The 18,257-nt window shown below is 69.6% G+C and carries 13 protein-coding genes; all 13 read left to right on the top strand.

The annotated features are described in order from the left end of the window. Nucleotides 1-26: 26 nt before the first annotated feature. Complete coding sequence (locus AC3DE3_RS14935; RefSeq protein ID WP_260488492.1) at nt 27-722, top strand: hypothetical protein; 696 nt, start codon at nt 27-29, stop codon at nt 720-722. A gap of 19 nt (nt 723-741) precedes the next feature. After that, a complete protein-coding gene (locus AC3DE3_RS14930) occupies nt 742-1,416 on the top strand; it encodes a hypothetical protein (RefSeq protein ID WP_488370481.1) in 675 nt (224 codons plus the stop codon). A 434-nt stretch (nt 1,417-1,850) separates the two neighbouring features. After that, nucleotides 1,851-5,357, top strand: a complete 3,507-nt coding sequence (gene rpoB / locus AC3DE3_RS14925) for a DNA-directed RNA polymerase subunit beta (RefSeq protein WP_260488490.1) — start codon at nt 1,851-1,853, stop codon at nt 5,355-5,357. A 124-nt stretch (nt 5,358-5,481) separates the two neighbouring features. Beyond that, nucleotides 5,482-9,441: a DNA-directed RNA polymerase subunit beta' gene (locus AC3DE3_RS14920; protein WP_488370480.1), complete on the top strand. Its 3,960-nt coding sequence runs from the start codon at nt 5,482-5,484 to the stop codon at nt 9,439-9,441. 201 nt (nt 9,442-9,642) lie between these two features. Beyond that, nucleotides 9,643-11,016, top strand: coding sequence for a glycosyltransferase family 4 protein (locus AC3DE3_RS14915; RefSeq protein ID WP_260488488.1), 1,374 nt, complete (start codon nt 9,643-9,645; stop codon nt 11,014-11,016). Beyond that, on the top strand, nt 11,010-11,729 hold the full coding sequence (locus AC3DE3_RS14910) for a class I SAM-dependent methyltransferase (RefSeq protein WP_260488487.1): 720 nt from the start codon (nt 11,010-11,012) through the stop codon (nt 11,727-11,729). Before AC3DE3_RS14915 ends, AC3DE3_RS14910 begins: the two co-directional genes overlap by 7 nt. Before the next feature lie 6 nt (nt 11,730-11,735). Beyond that, nucleotides 11,736-12,866 (top strand): glycoside hydrolase family 15 protein, encoded by a 1,131-nt coding sequence (locus AC3DE3_RS14905; protein ID WP_260488486.1) that lies wholly within the window; start codon nt 11,736-11,738, stop codon nt 12,864-12,866. Between the two features lie 79 nt (nt 12,867-12,945). Continuing rightward, on the top strand, nt 12,946-13,803 hold the full coding sequence (locus AC3DE3_RS14900) for an LLM class F420-dependent oxidoreductase (protein ID WP_260488485.1): 858 nt from the start codon (nt 12,946-12,948) through the stop codon (nt 13,801-13,803). A 59-nt stretch (nt 13,804-13,862) separates the two neighbouring features. Next, nucleotides 13,863-14,756, top strand: a complete 894-nt coding sequence (locus tag AC3DE3_RS14895; protein WP_260488484.1) for an SDR family NAD(P)-dependent oxidoreductase — start codon at nt 13,863-13,865, stop codon at nt 14,754-14,756. Next, nucleotides 14,753-15,799, top strand: a complete 1,047-nt coding sequence (locus AC3DE3_RS14890) for a pirin family protein (protein WP_488370479.1) — start codon at nt 14,753-14,755, stop codon at nt 15,797-15,799. Before AC3DE3_RS14895 ends, AC3DE3_RS14890 begins: the two co-directional genes overlap by 4 nt. Before the next feature lie 14 nt (nt 15,800-15,813). Then, on the top strand, nt 15,814-16,170 hold the full coding sequence (locus AC3DE3_RS14885; RefSeq protein WP_488370478.1) for a GNAT family N-acetyltransferase: 357 nt from the start codon (nt 15,814-15,816) through the stop codon (nt 16,168-16,170). Between the two features lies 1 nt (nt 16,171). Beyond that, on the top strand, nt 16,172-16,627 hold the full coding sequence (locus tag AC3DE3_RS14880; RefSeq protein WP_260488481.1) for a carboxymuconolactone decarboxylase family protein: 456 nt from the start codon (nt 16,172-16,174) through the stop codon (nt 16,625-16,627). Between the two features lie 218 nt (nt 16,628-16,845). Continuing rightward, on the top strand, nt 16,846-18,252 hold the full coding sequence (locus AC3DE3_RS14875; RefSeq protein ID WP_488370477.1) for a sigma 54-interacting transcriptional regulator: 1,407 nt from the start codon (nt 16,846-16,848) through the stop codon (nt 18,250-18,252). Nucleotides 18,253-18,257: the final 5 nt, after the last annotated feature.

Genomic DNA, 18,257 nt, shown 5'->3' with positions numbered 1-18,257 from the left:
GCGGGGGTTCCGGTACCGTCGCCGCCATGAGTTCTCAGGAGACGAACGGGGGAGTCGACGCCGGGCGCGCGGCCCGCACCGGGGTGAGGGTCCCGCGGTGGCTGGCGGTCGTGGCCGTCGTGATCCTCGTCGCCGGCCTGGCGACGCTGGGGGTGTTCGGGGCGAAGTACCTCCAGGCGCGGTCGGCGCAGGAGGTGGCGCAGGAGCGGGAGGCCGTCGCGGACGTCGCCTCCCAGGTCATCATCAACGCGTTCAGCTTCGACCACCGCAGCGTGGACGACTCCCTGGGCCAGCTGGCCGCGGCGTCGACGGGCGACTTCCTCGCCGAGCAGGAACAGTGGGCCGAGGACGTGCGCACGCGGGTGACCGAGCAGAAGGCGGTCACCACGGCGACGGTGTCCCACGCCGCGGTGGAGATGCTGGACCGGGACGCCGGGGACGCGGCGGTCCTCGTCGTGTTCACCGCGCACTCCGAGCGCGAGGGCCAGGAGGACATCACCGGTCGGCAGGCCATGCGCGTCGACCTCACCCGTGTGGACGGGCAGTGGAAGGCAGACGCGGTCAACCAGGTGGGAGTGACGGTCCCGGTCGGGCAGTCCAGCCGGTCGGTGCAGGAACTCCGGATGCCCGAGGCAGGGGACGCGCAGGACGAGACGGCCGAGGCCGAGGAGGCGGAGACATCGACGCCGACGCCGGCGCCGACCACCTCCGCCGGGCGATGAGGAAGAGCGGGAGCAACTGATGCCACCCATCAAGAGGACCCAGAAACCTGTCCCCGCGCCCGCCAGGCGACGCCTGGCCGGCCACGGCGGACCCACCCGTGTGGACTCCACGTCCGGGGTGGGCCGGGATCGTGACGACGACGAGGTGCGCGATCACGGAGACGACGACCGATCGGGGGCAGGTGCCGCTCGTCGTCGTCCCACGGCGCGGACGCTGACCATCACCGCTCTCTCGGTCGGCCTCGTCGCCGGGGCCGCAGGGGCGTTCCTCGCGACCGAGCCGGGCATCTCGGTCGAGAACCGGGCGTTCGTCGACCAGCAGGCCACCGACGAGGTCCTCACCGCCGCCACGACCAACGTCCAGAGGCTCGTCGCGATCGACCACGAGACGCTGGACCAGTACCACGACTCCCTCGGTGAGTTCCTCACCCCGCCGCTCGTCGACGAGCTCGACCAGAACTGGCCCGCGCTGCGCGACAGTTACGAGCAGACCGCCACGACGGTCGACGCGCAGGTGCGCGAGGCCGGCCTGTCCTACCTGGAGGACGACAAGGCCGAGGTCCTCCTGGTCCAGGACGTGTCGATGACCCGGGACGGCGCGGCCGCGGGGAGCACCAGCGGCACGTACCTGGTCGGCCTGGACAAGGTCGATGGCGTGTGGAAACTGTCGCGGATCCCGGATCTGCCCTCCTGACGGGGACCGCGGGGAGGCCGATCCGGCAACGGACCGGGTCGGATCCTTGACGAACGCGCTTTCACCCGTCACCCTTTAGGTGCATCGGACGAGACCCGCTCAAGTGAGGGCGTCACGGTCCGGGTGCGACGTCCCGACCGGGGGCCGATGAGGCGAGAGCCACGAGGGCAACCAGCGCAGAGACGGACGCCGCGCCACGCACGCGACCAGCCTCCGGGGTCTTCTCCGTTGAAGGCTGGACTTTGTCGCCGCCTTCCGATAGATTAGGTCGTTGCGCTGGCTGCTATTTGCCCTCCCGTCCGTCCGTGACGGCTCTATCCCGGTTTCACCGGGTGTTCTCCGAGCCCTCGGTATCGCGGCGGATCCGGGCGGATACCCGTCGGCGGACCGCTCGCAGATACATCTGTGGTCACCGCCCGTGGTGATCACGTGAGGTGCTGGAAGGACCCATCTTGGCAGTCTCCCGCCAGACCACGTCAGTCTCCACCGTTCCCGGTGCGCCGAGGAGAGTTTCGTTCGCGAAGCTCACCGAGCCGTTGCCGGTGCCGGGGCTGCTCGACCTCCAGACGGAGTCGTTCGAGTGGTTCATCGGGTCGGAGGAGTGGCAAGAGAGGGCCGCCTCGCGCGGTACCACGAACCTCGAGGGAGGCCTCGAGTCGATCCTCAGGGAGATCTCCCCGATCGAGGACTTCTCCGGTTCCATGTCGCTCTCGTTCTCGGAGCCGTACTTCGAAGAGGTCAAGGCGTCCCTCGAGGACTGCCGCGAAAAGGACCGCACCTACGAGGCGCCCCTGTTCGTCACCGCCGAGTTCGAGAACACCGAGACCGGCGAGATCAAGTCCCAGACCGTCTTCATGGGCGATTTCCCCATGATGACCGACAAGGGCACGTTCATCATCAACGGCACCGAGCGGGTCGTCGTCTCGCAGCTCGTCCGGTCCCCGGGCGTGTACTTCGATCGCAACCGCGACAAGTCCACGGAGAAGGACGTCCACTCCGTCAAGGTCATCCCGTCGCGTGGCGCGTGGCTCGAGTTCGACGTGGACAAGCGCGACACCGTCGGTGTCCGTATCGACCGCAAGCGTCGCCAGTCGGTCACCGTCCTTCTCAAGGCGCTCGGGTGGACCACCACGGAGATCAAGGAGCGCTACGGCTTCTCCGAGATCATGATGTCCACGCTCGAGAAGGACACGGTCGAGGACACCGACCAGGCCCTGCTGGAGATCTATCGCAAGCTGCGCCCGGGCGAGCCGCCGACCCGCGAGTCCGCGGAGGCGCTCCTGGAGAACCTGTTCTTCAAGGAGAAGCGCTACGACCTGGCCCGAGTCGGCCGCTACAAGGTCAACCGCAAGCTCGGTCTGCCGGACCCCGAGGGTGACGCCACCACCACGCTCACCCGCGAGGACATCGCCGCCACCATCGAGTACCTCGTGCGTCTCCACGCGGGCGAGAACTCGATGCAGGTCAGCGGTGGCCGCGAGGTGCCGGTCGACGTCGACGACATCGACCACTTCGGCAATCGTCGTCTGCGTACCGTCGGCGAGCTCATCCAGAACCAGGTCCGCGTCGGCCTGTCCCGCATGGAGCGCGTCGTCCGCGAGCGCATGACCACGCAGGACTCCGAGGCGATCACCCCGCAGTCGCTCATCAACATCCGGCCCATCACCGCGGCGCTGAAGGAGTTCTTCGGAACCTCCCAGATGTCGCAGTTCATGGACCAGAACAACCCGCTGTCGGGTCTGACCCACAAGCGGCGCCTGTCCGCGCTGGGCCCCGGTGGCCTCTCGCGTGAGCGCGCCGGCCTCGAGGTCCGCGACGTGCACGCCTCGCACTACGGCCGCATGTGCCCGATCGAGACCCCCGAGGGTCCGAACATCGGTCTGATCGGTTCGCTGTCGGTGTACGCGCGGGTCAACCCGTTCGGCTTCATCGAGACCCCGTACCGCCGCGTCGTCGACGGTGTCGTCACCGATCAGGTGGACTACCTGACGGCCGACGAGGAGGACCGCTACGTCGTGGCGCAGGCCAACTCGGAGATCGACGCCGAGTACCGCTTCGTCGAGGACCGCATCCTCGTGCGCAAGAAGCACGGTGACGTGGAGATGGTCGAGCCGGGCGACGTCGACTACATGGACGTCTCGCCGCGCCAGATGGTCTCCGTGGCCACCGCGATGATTCCGTTCCTCGAGCACGACGACGCCAACCGTGCCCTCATGGGTGCGAACATGCAGCGGCAGTCCGTCCCGCTCGTGCGCTCCGAGGCGCCGCTCGTCGGCACCGGCATGGAGCTGCGCGCGGCCGTGGACGCCGGCGACGTGGTCGTCAACACCACCGCGGGCATGGTGGAGGAGGTCTCGGCCGACTTCATCACCGTGATGGACGACGACGGCGGGCGTCAGACCTACCGCCTGTCGAAATTCGCCCGTTCGAACCAGGGCACCTGCTCCAACCAGAAGCCGATCGTCGACGAGGGTGACCGCGTCGAGGCCGGCCAGGTGCTGGCCGACGGTCCCTGCACCGAGAACGGCGAGATGGCGCTGGGCAAGAACCTGCTCGTCGCGATCATGCCGTGGGAGGGCCACAACTACGAGGACGCGATCATCCTCTCGCAGCGCCTGGTGGAGGAGGACGTGCTCACGTCCATCCACATCGAGGAGCACGAGATCGACGCCCGCGACACGAAGCTGGGCGCGGAGGAGATCACCCGGGACATCCCCAACGTCTCCGACGAGGTCCTGGCGGATCTCGACGACCGCGGCATCGTGCGCATCGGCGCCGAGGTCCGTGACGGCGACGTGCTCGTCGGCAAGGTCACGCCCAAGGGCGAGACCGAGCTGACCCCGGAGGAGCGCCTGCTGCGCGCCATCTTCGGTGAGAAGGCGCGCGAGGTGCGCGACACCTCGCTCAAGGTGCCCCACGGTGAGTCCGGCAAGGTCATCGGCGTCCGCGTCTTCTCGCGGGACGACGACGACGATCTGCCCCCCGGCGTCAACGAGCTGGTGCGCGTGTACGTGGCGCAGAAGCGCAAGATCCAGGACGGCGACAAGCTCGCCGGCCGACACGGCAACAAGGGCGTCATCGGCAAGATCCTCCCCGCCGAGGACATGCCGTTCATGCCCGACGGCACGCCGGTGGACATCATCCTCAACACGCACGGTGTCCCGCGTCGTATGAACATCGGCCAGATCATGGAGACCCACCTCGGCTGGCTGGCCAAGGCCGGCTGGGAGGTTCCCCGTGAGGCGGACGGCTCCCTGCCCGAGTGGGCGGCCAAGCTGCCGGAGGAGATCCACAGCGTCGAGGCCGGCACCAACACGGCCACGCCCGTCTTCGACGGCGCGGCGGACACGGAGATCACCGGCCTGCTCGACTGCACCCTGCCGAACCGTGACGGTGAGCGCATGGTCAAGGGCGACGGCAAGGCGACCCTGTTCGACGGTCGTTCCGGCGAGCCATTCCCGTACCCGGTGTCCGTGGGCTACATGTACATCCTCAAGCTGCACCACCTCGTGGATGACAAGATCCACGCGCGCTCGACCGGTCCGTACTCGATGATCACCCAGCAGCCGCTCGGCGGTAAGGCCCAGTTCGGTGGCCAGCGTTTCGGTGAGATGGAGTGCTGGGCGATGCAGGCCTACGGCGCGGCGTACACGCTGCAGGAGCTGCTCACCATCAAGTCCGACGACGTCGTGGGTCGCGTGAAGGTCTACGAGGCGATCGTCAAGGGCGAGAACATCCCGGAGCCGGGTATCCCGGAGTCCTTCAAGGTGCTTCTCAAGGAGCTGCAGTCGCTGTGCCTCAACGTGGAGGTGCTCTCCAGCGACGGCCAGGCCGTCTCCCTGGGTGAGGGCGACGACGACGATCTCGACCGCACCGCCGCGAACCTGGGGATCAACCTCTCGCGCGACGAGTCCTCCGCGGCCGACGAGCTGGCGCAATAAGTAGGCGGGCGGGCGGCAGCTCCTGTCGCCCGCCCCGCACCCGAAGAATTCAGTTCCACCACGGCGGGCCCCGGCCCCACCCCGCGAGAGCCCGCCATCATCCCACCCGGGAAAGGACGCCTACGTGCAGGACGTCAACTACTTCGACGAGCTGGTCATCAGCCTCGCGACGGCCGAGGACATCCGTAACTGGTCCTACGGCGAGGTCAAGAAGCCGGAGACCATCAACTACCGCACCCTCAAGCCGGAGAAGGAGGGCCTGTTCTGCGAGAAGATCTTCGGCCCCACCCGGGACTGGGAGTGCTACTGCGGCAAGTACAAGCGCGTGCGCTTCAAGGGGATCATCTGTGAGCGCTGCGGCGTCGAGGTGACCCGCGCCAAGGTGCGCCGCGAGCGGATGGGCCACATCGAGCTGGCCGCGCCCGTGACCCACATCTGGTACTTCAAGGGCGTCCCGTCACGCCTGGGCTACCTGCTGGACCTGGCGCCCAAGGATCTCGACAAGATCATCTACTTCGCCGCCTACGTCATCACCGGTGTCGACACCGAGCTGCGTCACAACGAGCTCAGCACCCTCGAGGCCCAGGTCCTCGAGGAGCGCAAGATCATCGAGGACGAGCGCGACTCCGACATCGAGGCCCGGGCGAAGAAGCTCGAGGCCGATCTCGCCGAGCTCGAGGCCGAGGGCGCCAAGGCCGACCAGCGCCGCAAGGTCAAGGACGGCGGCGAGAAGGAGATGAAGAAGATCCGCGAGTCGGCCCAGCGCGAGCTGGACCGCCTCGACGAGATCTGGACCACCTTCACCAAGCTCGACGTCAACCAGATCATCGTCGACGAGGGCATCTACCGTGAGCTCGAGGACCGCTTCGGCGAGTACTTCGAGGGCGGCATGGGTGCCGAGGCGATCCAGTCGCTGCTGCTGAACTTCGACCTCGCCGCAGAGGCCGAGTCGCTGCGCGAGATCATCCGCAACGGCAAGGGCCAGAAGAAGATCCGCGCCCTCAAGCGCCTCAAGGTCGTCTCCGCGTTCCTGCAGTCGGGCAACCACCCGGCCGCGATGGTGCTCGGGGCGGTCCCGGTGATCCCGCCGGAGCTGCGTCCGATGGTCCAGCTCGACGGTGGCCGGTTCGCCACCTCGGACCTCAACGACCTCTACCGTCGTGTGATCAACCGCAACAACCGTCTCAAGCGACTGATGGACCTCGGCGCCCCCGAGATCATCGTCAACAACGAGAAGCGGATGCTGCAGGAGTCCGTCGACGCACTGTTCGACAACGGTCGTCGCGGCCGGCCCGTCACGGGCCCGGGCAACCGCCCGCTCAAGTCGCTGTCGGACCTCCTCAAGGGCAAGCAGGGCCGGTTCCGCCAGAACCTGCTCGGCAAGCGTGTCGACTACTCCGGCCGTTCGGTCATCGTCGTCGGTCCGCAGCTGCAGCTGCACCAGTGTGGTCTCCCCAAGCTGATGGCGCTCGAGCTGTTCAAGCCGTTCGTCATGAAGCGTCTGGTCGACCTCAACCACGCGCAGAACATCAAGTCCGCCAAGCGCATGGTCGAGCGTCAGCGCGACCAGGTGTGGGACGTGCTCGAAGAGGTCATCGCCGAGCACCCGGTGATGCTCAACCGTGCACCGACCCTGCACCGCCTCGGCATCCAGGCGTTCGAGCCGCAGCTCGTCGAGGGTAAGGCCATCCAGCTGCACCCGCTCGTCTGTGAGGCCTTCAACGCCGACTTCGACGGTGACCAGATGGCCGTGCACCTCCCGCTGTCCGCGGAGGCGCAGGCCGAGGCGCGCATCCTCATGCTCGCCTCGAACAACATCCTGTCGCCGGCCTCGGGTCGCCCGCTCGCCATGCCCCGTCTGGACATGGTGACCGGCCTGTACTACCTGACCCGTCTGGACGAGGGCGCCACCGGTTCGTACACGCCGGCGGAGAAGGACACGCCGGCCACCGGCGTGTACTCGACCGCGTCGGAGGCCATCATGGCCGTCGACCTGGGTGTGCTGGACATCCACGCCCCGATCCAGGTGCGGTTGTCCCATCAGCGCCCCAGCGCCGAGATCGAGGCGGAGCAGTTCCCCGAGGGCTGGACCCCCGGCCAGGAGTGGATCGCCGAGACCACCCTCGGGCGTGTGCTGTTCAACGAGCTGCTCCCGGCGGACTACCCGTTCGTCAACGAGCAGATGCCCAAGAAGCGTCAGGCCGTCATCATCAACGACCTGGCCGAGCGCTACCCGATGATCGTCGTGGCGCAGACGGTGGACAAGCTCAAGGACACGGGCTTCTACTGGGCCACCCGCTCGGGTGTCACCATCGCCATGTCCGACGTGTTGGTCCCGCCGGCGAAGAAGGAGATCCTCGCCTCGTACGACGCCAAGGCCGCGCGCCTGGAGTCGCAGTTCGACCTGGGCAAGATCACCGACGAGGAGCGCAAGTCGGACCTGGTCAAGCTGTGGCAGGAGGCCACCGACGAAATCGGTCAGGCCATGGAGGCCAACTACCCGGACTCCAACCCGATCCCGACCATCGTCAAGTCGGGCGCGGCGGGCAACATGACCCAGATCCGCTCGCTGGCGGGCATGAAGGGTCTGGTGACGCGTCCGAACGGCGAGTTCATCCCGCAGCCCATCAAGTCCTCGTTCCGCGAGGGCCTGACGGTGCTCGAGTACTTCATGAACACGCACGGTGCGCGTAAGGGTCTGGCCGACACCGCCCTGCGTACGGCCGACTCCGGCTACCTGACGCGACGTCTGGTCGACGTCTCGCAGGACGTCATCGTCCGCGAGACCGACTGTGGCACCTCGAAGGGCGTGGAGACGACCATCGCCCGTCCGGTCATGGACGCTCACGGCAAGTCGACGGGTGTCCTCGAGCGCGACGAGCACGTCGAGACCTCGACGTTCGCCCGGACCCTCGCGGAGGACGCGGTCGACTCCGACGGCAACGTCGTCGTCGCCGCCGGCACCGACCTCGGTGACCCGAACATCGAGGCGCTCATCAACGCCGGCGTGGAGAAGGTCAAGGTCCGCTCGGTCCTGACCTGCACCACCGGCACGGGTGTCTGCGCGACCTGCTACGGCCGCTCGATGGCCACCGGCCTGCTGGTGGACATCGGCGAGGCCGTCGGCATCGTCGCCGCCCAGTCGATCGGTGAGCCGGGTACCCAGCTCACGATGCGTACGTTCCACCAGGGTGGCGTCGGTGACGACATCACCGGTGGTCTGCCGCGTGTCCAGGAGCTGTTCGAGGCCCGCGTGCCCAAGGGCAAGGCGCCGATCGCCGAGGAGGCGGGCCGCATCCGCCTCGAGGAGGAGGAGCGGTTCTACACCATCACGATCGTGCCCGACAACGGCGCGGACGAGATCGTGTACGAGAAGCTGTCCAAGCGTCAGGGCCTGGCCCACATCACGCTGGAGGACGGTTCGTCCCGCCCGATCGCGGACGGCGACCACCTCGAGCGCGGGCAGGCACTCCTCGAGGGCCCGGCCGATCCGCACGAGGTCCTGGCCATCCTCGGCCCCAACGGTGTGCAGAAGTTCCTCGTCGACGAGGTGCAGAAGGTCTACCGTGCGCAGGGCGTGTCGATCCACGACAAGCACCTCGAGGTCATCGTCCGCCAGATGATGCGCCGTGTCGCGATCAACGACTCGAACAGCACCGAGTTCCTGCCCGGTGCACTCGTCGAGCGTGCCGAGCTCACTGCGGAGAACCGTCGCGTCCTCACCGAGGGCGGTTCGCCGGCCTCGGCGCGCCCGGTCCTCATGGGCATCACCAAGGCCTCGCTGGCCACGGACTCGTGGCTCTCGGCGGCCTCCTTCCAGGAGACCACCCGCGTGCTCACCGACGCCGCCATCAACAAGCGGTCGGACAAGCTCGTGGGCCTCAAGGAGAACGTCATCATCGGTAAGCTCATCCCGGCGGGTACCGGTATCAACCGCTACCGCAACTCGACGGTCGAGCCCACCGAGGAGGCCCGCGCCGCCGCCTACTCCATCCCGGATTACGGCGACGGCTTCTACGGCCCCGAGGACGGCTTCGGTGACGCCACCGGCGCCTCGGTCCGCCTGGACGACCTGGGCTACTGACAGGCCCGCGTGACCGTCTGACGGCCGCGCGTCATCACCACCACCGGACCCCCGAGCGCCCCGGAGCGCCGGGGGTCCGTTGCGTTCATCCGGCCGTGTGCGGGACCGGGGCGAACGTGTTCTAGACTTTCCCGATGTGCCCGTCGCGGCCAGCGACTCCCGCCGGCGGCGGGCCGACGACCATGAAGGAGGCGATCGACCGTGCGGATCGCGCTGCTCTCGTACCGGAGCAAGCCACACGGCGGAGGCCAGGGCGTCTACGTCCGTCACCTCAGCCGTGAGTTGGCGGCACTCGGACACACGGTCGAGGTGTTCTCCGGTCAGCCCTACCCGGAACTCGACCCGGGCCCCACCCTGACCGAGGTCCCGAGCCTGGACCTGTACAACGACGCCGATCCGTTCCGCACCCCGCACCCGCGGGAGATCCGGGACCTCATCGACGTGCTCGAGGTGGTCACCATGTGGAGCGCCGGGTTCCCGGAGCCGCGGACGTTCAGTATGCGGGCCGCCCGCACGCTGCGTGAGCGGCTGGGGGACTTCGACGTGGTGCACGACAACCAGTGCCTGGGCTCCGGCCTGCTGGATCTGGAGAAGGCGGGCTTCCCGGTCGTGGCCACCGTGCACCACCCCATCACGCGGGACCGCGCACTGGCCATGAAAGAGGCCCCGCTGCGCAAGAAGATCACCACGTGGCGCTGGTTCGGTTTCCTGGGCATGCAGATGCGGGTCTCTCGCAAGCTGCAGGAGATCATCACGGTCTCCAGCAACTCCGCCGAGGACATCGCCTCCGACTTCGGTGTGGATCCGGACCGGATCGTCACCATCCCGCTGGGCGTGGACACCGACCGCTTCCATCACCGCCGCGTGCGCGAGCCCGGCCGTCTGGTGTGCGTTGCCAGCGCCGACCAGCCGCTCAAGGGCGTGCCGATCCTGCTACGCGCGCTGGCCAAGGTCCGCGAGGAGCACCCCGGCGTGCGACTGACGCTGGTGTCGAAGCTCAAGCGCAAGGGTGAGGCGGAGCGACTGCTCGAGAAACTGCGCCTGCGGGACGCGGTGGACCTGGTGTCGGGGGTCGACGACGACGAGCTCGCCGATCTCGTCGGGTCGGCCGAGATCGCGGTCGTGCCGAGTATGTACGAGGGGTTCTCCCTGCCGGCGGTGGAGGCCATGTCCAGTGGGTGCGCACTCGTCGCGACCCGGGCCGGCGCCCTTCCCGAGGTCGTCGGGACCGACGACTCGGCGGCCCGCCTGGTCGAGCCGGGCGACGTCGACGCACTCGCCCGCGAGATCAGTGCGCTGCTGTCCGACCCCGGCGAGCGCGCCCGGCTCTCCGAGGGTGGCCGCGCCCGGGTCATGGAGCGCTACAGCTGGGCCGCGGTGGCCCGCCGGACCGTCGAGGTCTACGACGCCGCGATCGCCAGGGTCCGGGGCGAGGAGCTGCCGGACCTGACAGCCGGTCCGGTCCTCGGACCGGACCAGACAGAGATCGACGAGCACGTCACCGACGACGTGCCCGAGGTGCTCCCGGAGTCCGGCGAGTACACCATCCGTGAGCAGGAGGACGCCGCATGCTGACCGCTGATTTCGACCGTCTGGGGGTCACCCCCGGCATGCGAGCCATCGACGTGGGCGCCGGCCTCGGCCGCCACACCTTCGAGCTCTACCGGCGGGGCGCGAACGTCACCGCGTTCGATCAGAACGCCGATGAGATGCAGCAGGTCTCCGACATGCTCGCGGCCATGGAGGCCGAGGGCGAGGGGCTGCCCACCTCGAAGGGTGAGGCCGTCACCGGCGACGCGCTCGACATGCCGTACGAGGACGCCACCTTCGACCTGGTGCTCATCTCCGAGGTCCTCGAGCACGTGCCGGAGGACACCAAGGCCATCGCCGAGCTGGTACGGATCCTCAAGCCGGGCGGGGTCGCCGCGGTGACCGTGCCGCGCGAGTGGCCGGAGAAGCTGTGCTGGAAGCTGTCCGACGCCTACCACTCCAACCCGGGCGGGCACTGCCGGATCTACACCGCCGAGGAGCTGGGCTTCAAGCTCCGCGCCGCCGGTCTGGAGGTCACCGGCACCGGGTTCGCCCACGCGCTGCACGCCCCGTACTGGTGGCTCAAGTGCGCGGTGGGTACGGAGAACGACGACCACCCGCTGCCCAAGGCGTACCACAAGCTGCTCGTGTGGGACCTCATGAAGGGTCCCTGGATCACCCGCACCGCCGAGAAGGTCCTCAACCCGGTGATGGGCAAGTCCATCGTGTTCTACCTGCGCAAGCCCGTGGAGGCCTGATCGTCCGTGCAGACGTCCAACAACGGAGTCACCAGCCAGCGTCCGGTCCCGGCCGTCCCGGGGGTCCTCGACGCCGACGCGGTCCGCGCGACCGGCGAGTGGATCGCCTCGGTGCAGAAGCCCAACGGTGAGATCCCGTGGTTCACCGGCGGTCACACCGACCCGTGGGATCACGTGGAGTCCGCGATGGGACTGTCCGTCGCCGGGCAGTGGGAGGCCGCCGAGCGGGCGTACGGGTTCCTCCGGGACACCCAGCGGGGCGACGGGTCCTGGCCGATGAAGTGGCAGGACGGACACGTCGCCGATGGCGACGTCGACTCCAACTTCTGTGCGTACGTCGCGGTGGGCGTGTGGCACCACCATCTGGTGAGCGCCAGGCCCGGATTCCTCGAGTCGATGTGGCCGACGGTGCGCCGGGCGCTCGACCTGGTACTGACGTTCCAGGGTCCCCAGGGGCAGATGTGGTGGGGCGCCGGGCCGGAGGGGTTCTGCGACGAGGCGCTCGTCACCGGCTCGTCCAGCATCCACCACGCGCTGCGCTGCGGCGTCGCGATAGCCGAGGAGCTCGGCGGGAGCGCCCCGGACTGGGACGCGGCCGCCGACAGGTTGGGCCACGCACTGCGCGCCCACCCTGAGCTCTTCACGCCCAAGGACGAGTTCTCGATGGACTGGTACTACCCGGTCCTGGCCGGCGTGATGGTCGGGGAGCAGGCCCAGGCGCGCCTGGACTCCCGGTGGGACGACTTCGTGGTGGACGGCCTCGGCATCCGCTGTGTCGACCACCGACCGTGGGTCACCGGGGCCGAGACGTGTGAGCTGGTGCTCGCACTCGAGGCGGCCGGGCGGCACGAGCAGGCGCTACAGCAGTTCACCAACATGCAGCATCTCCGCGACTCGGACGGTTCCTATTGGACCGGGCTCGTCTTTGCCGACGGCAAGCGGTGGCCGGTCGAGCTGAGCACGTGGACCGCGGCGGTCATGTTGTTGGCCGCGGATGCGCTCTCCCGCACGACGCCGGGCAACGAGATCTTCCGCTACGTGTCGGACCACACCATGCAGAGGCTACGGTCGCAGCCGGGGGATCCGGCCGACTGCGTGGCGGGCGAGGTCTGCCCACCCGCCGCCGTCGTGCGCTAGTCTGTGGCGAAACCGCCGCTGGACACCTGTCTGGTCAGGTGTTCGGCGGTGGGTGGAGCCGGCGCACGAGGGAGCACGCATGGAATTCGGACTGACCCTGTTCACCAGTGACCGGGGCATTCGGCCCACCACGGCCGCCGTGGCGGCCGAGCGGGCAGGGTTCTCGGCGTTCTACGTGCCCGAGCACACCCACATCCCGGTGCGTCGCGATGCCGCGCACCCGGGTACCGGCGGCGCGGAACTCCCCGACGAGCGGTACTGCCGCACCCTGGATCCGTGGGTCGCACTGGGCGCCGCCGCTGCGGTGACGTCGACCATCCGGCTCGGGACAGCCGTCTCCATCCCGGTGGAGAGCGACCCCATCACGCTGGCCAAGACCATCGCCTCCGTCGATCACCTCTCCGACGGGCGCACCGTGCTCGGGGTGGGGTACGGGTGGAACCTCGACGAGATGGTCGACCACAACGTGCCGCCGAAGCGTCGTCGCACCATGCTGCGCGAGTACCTCGAGGCGATGCGCGAGCTCTGGACCCACGACGAGGCCGAGTACCACGGCGAGTTCGTGGACTTCGGGCCCAGCTGGGCCTGGCCCAAGACCGCCCGGACGCCGGGCCCGCTCACCTTGGTGGGAGCCGCGGGCAACGAGAAGAACTTCAAGTGGATATGCCGCAGTGCCGACGGCTGGATGACCACCCCGATCTCGCAGGACATCACCGGCAGCGTACGGATGCTGCGCGAGCTGTGGGCCGAGGCCGGCCGGGAGGGCGAACCCTACATCGTCGTCCTCGACGGGAAGCCGGACCCCGAGAAGATCGAGACCTACCGCGAGCTCGGTGTCCACGAGCTCGTCTACGGCACTCCCGACCGGGCCGAGGACGAGGTCCTGGCCTACATCGACCGCCTCGCCGGCAAACTCGGACTCGACGCCCTGGTCTGAGGCGGCCCGGGCTCCCGGGAGCGCCCCACCGGGGCCCCGCGCGCCGGTACCGTCGGGGTATGGACACCAGCGCTCCCGCCGCCCCCGTCGTCGTCATCACCGGAGCCGGAGGCGGCCTCGGGGCAGCCACCACCGCGCTCTACGCCTCCCGGGGTTGGCACGTCGTGGCCGTCGACCTCCGGGCGCCGTCCGGCGGGGACCGCATCACGCCCGTCGCCGCCGACGTCACCGACACCGCCTCGCTCACCGCGCTGGCCGACAGGGTCCGCGCCGAGCACGGCCGTCTCGACGTGGTCGTCACCTTCGCGGGCGTCCTGGGGATCGGACCGCTGGCCGAGACCGACCCGGACCGGGTCCAGCAGGTCCTGGACGTCAACGTCATGGGCACCGTGCGCACCGTCCACGCCCTGTGGGACCTGCTCCGCGAGACCCGGGGGAGGGTGGTGCTCATCAGCTCCGAGACCGGCCCCCAGCACGGCATGCCGATGAACGGCGCCTACGCCATGAGCAAGCACGCGGTCGAGGCCTACGGTGACGCCCTGCGGCGCGAGCTGATGTTCCTCGGTCTGGACGTGGTGCTCGTCCAACCGGGGCCGTTCCGCACCGGGATGACCGCCTCGATCCGGCGGCGCTTCCAGGAATCCACCGCCCCCGGTTCGCCCTTCGCCGCGATGGCCGCGGTGATGGGGGAGATGGCCGCCGGTGAGGACGACAAGGCCACCGACCCGTCCGTGCTCGCCGAGGCCGTGTGGACCGCCGGCACCACCGCGCGTCCCCGCCGCCGCTACGCCGTGCGATGGGACCTCGGCCGACGTCTCCTGGACCACCTGCCGGTGGCGGTGGTGGACAAGGCGCTAGTCCTGGCGCTGGGCGGGAAGATCAACGCCAAGAAGCTGGAGCTGCGCCGCGAGGCCGTCGACGCGAGGGCCGAGATGAGCGAGGTCATCGAATGAGCAACCTCGACCCCGACCCGCCCGAGATCGAGTGCGAGGCCGGCGGTGCGCCGGGCGGGTCCCGTTCGGAGGAGGCACAGCCCGGCGGGGCCGCCGTGGAGATCATCACCTCCCGCGAGGTGCCCCTGGGCGGGCCACGGGCGATGACCGTCCGCCGGACCCTGCCCCAGCGCCAGCGCTCGCTCATCGGCGCCTTCTGTTTTCTCGACCACTACGGCCCCGACGACGTCTCGGCCACCGGCGGTATGGACGTGCCCTCGCACCCGCACACCGGCCTGCAGACCGTGAGCTGGCTCTTCGAGGGCAATGTGACCCACCACGACTCCGGTGACAACCACGCGGTGGTGCGGCCGGGGGAGGTCAACCTCATGACCTCCGGCGCCGGCATCTGCCACACCGAGGTCTCGACCCAGGACACCACCGTGCTCCACGGCGTGCAGCTGTGGACCGTCCTGCCCGAGGCTCACCGCGACAGCAGCGGGCGGAGGTTCGATCACCACGTACCCGACCCCGTCCGCGTCGACGGCGGATCGGCACGCGTCTTCCTGGGCTCGCTGCTGGGCTCGTCGTCGTCGGTCCCCACCTACACCCCACTCGTCGCAGCGGAACTCCGCCTGGACCCCGGTGCCGAGATGCGCCTGGACGTGGACCCGGGATTCGAGCACGGGCTGCTCGTCGACGCCGGCGACCTCACGCTCGAGGGCGTCGCCGTCGAGGTGTCGTACCTCGCCTACACCGGCGTCGGCGAGTCCACGCTGACCATCCGCAACACCGGCACCACAGCCGGGCGGGCGATCCTCATCGGCGGCACCCCGTTCGAGGAGGACATCATCATGTGGTGGAACTTCATCGGCCGGACCCACGACGAGATCGCCGGCTACCGCGAGCAGTGGGAGGCCGGTGCGGAGCGCTTCGGGCGCGTGGACGGGTACATCGGCCACGACCCCCGGGGACTGACCCGGTTGCCCGCGCCCACGCTGCCCACCACCACCCTCAAGCCGCGGGTCAACCCGGACCCGCGCGCGCAGTCGACCCCGATGTGAGAGGACCGTTGGAGATGACCGAGTACACCGACAAGACCGGCGCCGCCGTGACCGTGGAGCGCTCCGACCGGACCGACGCGTTCGAGATCCGGGACGCCTCCGGTGTGACCGCCGGCCACGCCGACTTCCGCGACATCGCCGGCGAGCGCATCTTCCACCACACCGTGGTCGACGGGGAGTTCGGCGGCCGGGGCATCGGCACCGCGCTCGTGCGCGGCGCGGTGGAGGCCACCCGGGACGAGGGCGTGACGATCGTGCCCGTGTGCTCGATGGTGGAGGGATTCCTCGCCAAGAACGCCGACGAGTTCGCGGGTGCGTACCGCGCGGCCACCGACGAGGACCGCGCCCGGGTCGGCGGGGAGGACGGCTGACATGGCGGTCCCGCAGCTGGACCGGACCCCGCGGGAGGTCTACAAGCGGCTCGTACGCACCGCCGTCGCGTCCCGGGAGGCCTCCGGGGAGGCCGGGCTCGAGGAGTCGCTGCTCGAACTGGTGAACGTCCGGGTCTCGCAGATCAACGGCTGCGCGGCCTGCCTGGCGACCCACGTGCCGGCCGCCCGCAAGGCGGGGGTGTCGCGGGAGCGGCTCGACCTCCTCTCGGCGTGGCGGGAGCTCGACGACTTCGGTGAGCCGGAGCGGGCGGCGCTCCGCCTGGCCGAGGCACTCACGCGACTGGACGACTCCGATGAGCGGATGGCCGCCCTCGCCGCCGCGGCGGAGCACTTCTCCGACGAGCAACTCGCGGCACTGGAGTGGACGATCGTGCTGATCAACGCGTTCAACAGGGTGTCGGTCGCGAGCCACCACCAGCCGACGATCGACGACTGACCGACGCCCGCGTCGTCAGCGGGTGGCGACCGGCACCCTCGACGGCCGGTCGGAGCGGCCGTGCTCACCCCGCCGGGCCCGGCCGCCACAGAGCCGAGGAACAGCCGGACGCCCGCGGTCACCCAGGCGGATGATGCCCGAGGGCCAGGGCCAGGGCCAGCACTGCACGCACGGTGGCCGCTGTTGGCCGGAAGCGGAAGTCGCACCGCAGGGCTACGGTGGGCGGTGTGAGCGATAAGCCGGACGTGAAGACCCTCGGCGAGCTGCGCGCCGCCGGGTACACCAGCCGCACCCTCCGGGAGGAGCTGCGCGAGAACCTGCTCGCGGCTCTTGCCGCCGGGCGGGATCCGTGGCCCGGCATGCACGGCTTCGACACGACCGTGATCCCCCAGGTCGAGCGGGCGATCATCGCCGGGCACGACATCGTCCTGCTCGGCGAGCGCGGGCAGGGCAAGACCCGCCTGCTGCGAACGCTGGTCGGGTTGCTCGACGAGTGGTCACCCGTCGTCGCCGGGTCCGAACTGGGGGAGGACCCACTCGCACCGATCACCGGGCCCACCCGTGAGCGGATCGCCGCCGAGGGGGACGCGCTACCCGTCGAATGGAGACACCGCGACGAGCGCTACGTGGAGAAGCTGTCCACCCCGGACACCTCCGTGGCGGACATGATCGGCGACGTCGACCCCATGCGGGTCGCAGAGGGGCGCCGGCTGGGCGACCCGGAGACCATCCACTACGGGCTGGTCCCACGCGCGAACCGCGGGATCGTGGCCCTCAACGAGCTGCCCGACCTGGCCGAGCGGATCCAGGTGGCACTGCTCAACGTGATGGAGGAGCGGGACGTCCAGATCCGCGGATACGTCCTGCGCCTGCCACTGGACGTGCTGGTCGTGGCCTCGGCCAACCCCGAGGACTACACGAATCGCGGCCGGATCATCACCCCGCTCAAGGACCGGTTCGGCGCCGAGATCCGCACCCACTACCCGCTCGACCTGGCCGACGAGATCGAGGTCGTGCGGCAGGAGGCCGAGCTCACCGCCGAGGTGCCGGACCCGCTGATGGAGCTGCTCGCCCGGTTCACGCGCGAGCTGCGCACCTCCGACCCGATCAACCAGGCATCCGGCGTCTCCGCCCGCTTCGCCATCGCCGGCGCGGAGACCGTCGCCGCAGCGGCCCGGCGCCGGGCGGCCGTGCGGGGCGCGGACGACCCCGGCGAGGCCGTGGCGCGGCTCGTCGACGTGGACGCCGCCGTGGAGGTCCTGCGAGGGAAGATCGAGTTCGAACCCGGCGAGGAGGGGCGCGAGACCGAGATCCTGCGGTATCTGTTGCGCATCGCCACGGTGGACGTGGTCCGCGGGTTGTTCCGGGGGATCGACATGGCCCCGCTCGTCGAGGCGTTCGACGGGTCGGTGACCCTGACGACCGGCGCGAGCGTGACCGCCGCCGAGTTCCTCGCCGCCCTGCCCGAGCTGTCCGTGCCGGGGCTCTATGACGAGATCGCCTCGCGGGTGGGGGCGAGCAACGTCGGCCAGCGGGCCGGCGGTATCGAACTCGCGCTGGAGGGTCTCTACCTCTCGCGGCGCCTGTCCAAGGAGACCGGGGACGGCGCCGCCGTCTACGGCTGACGATC

This window comes from Dietzia sp. IBK-p2-16D, assembly GCF_057773085.1.
This window is presented reverse-complemented; position numbering and strand designations above follow the sequence as displayed.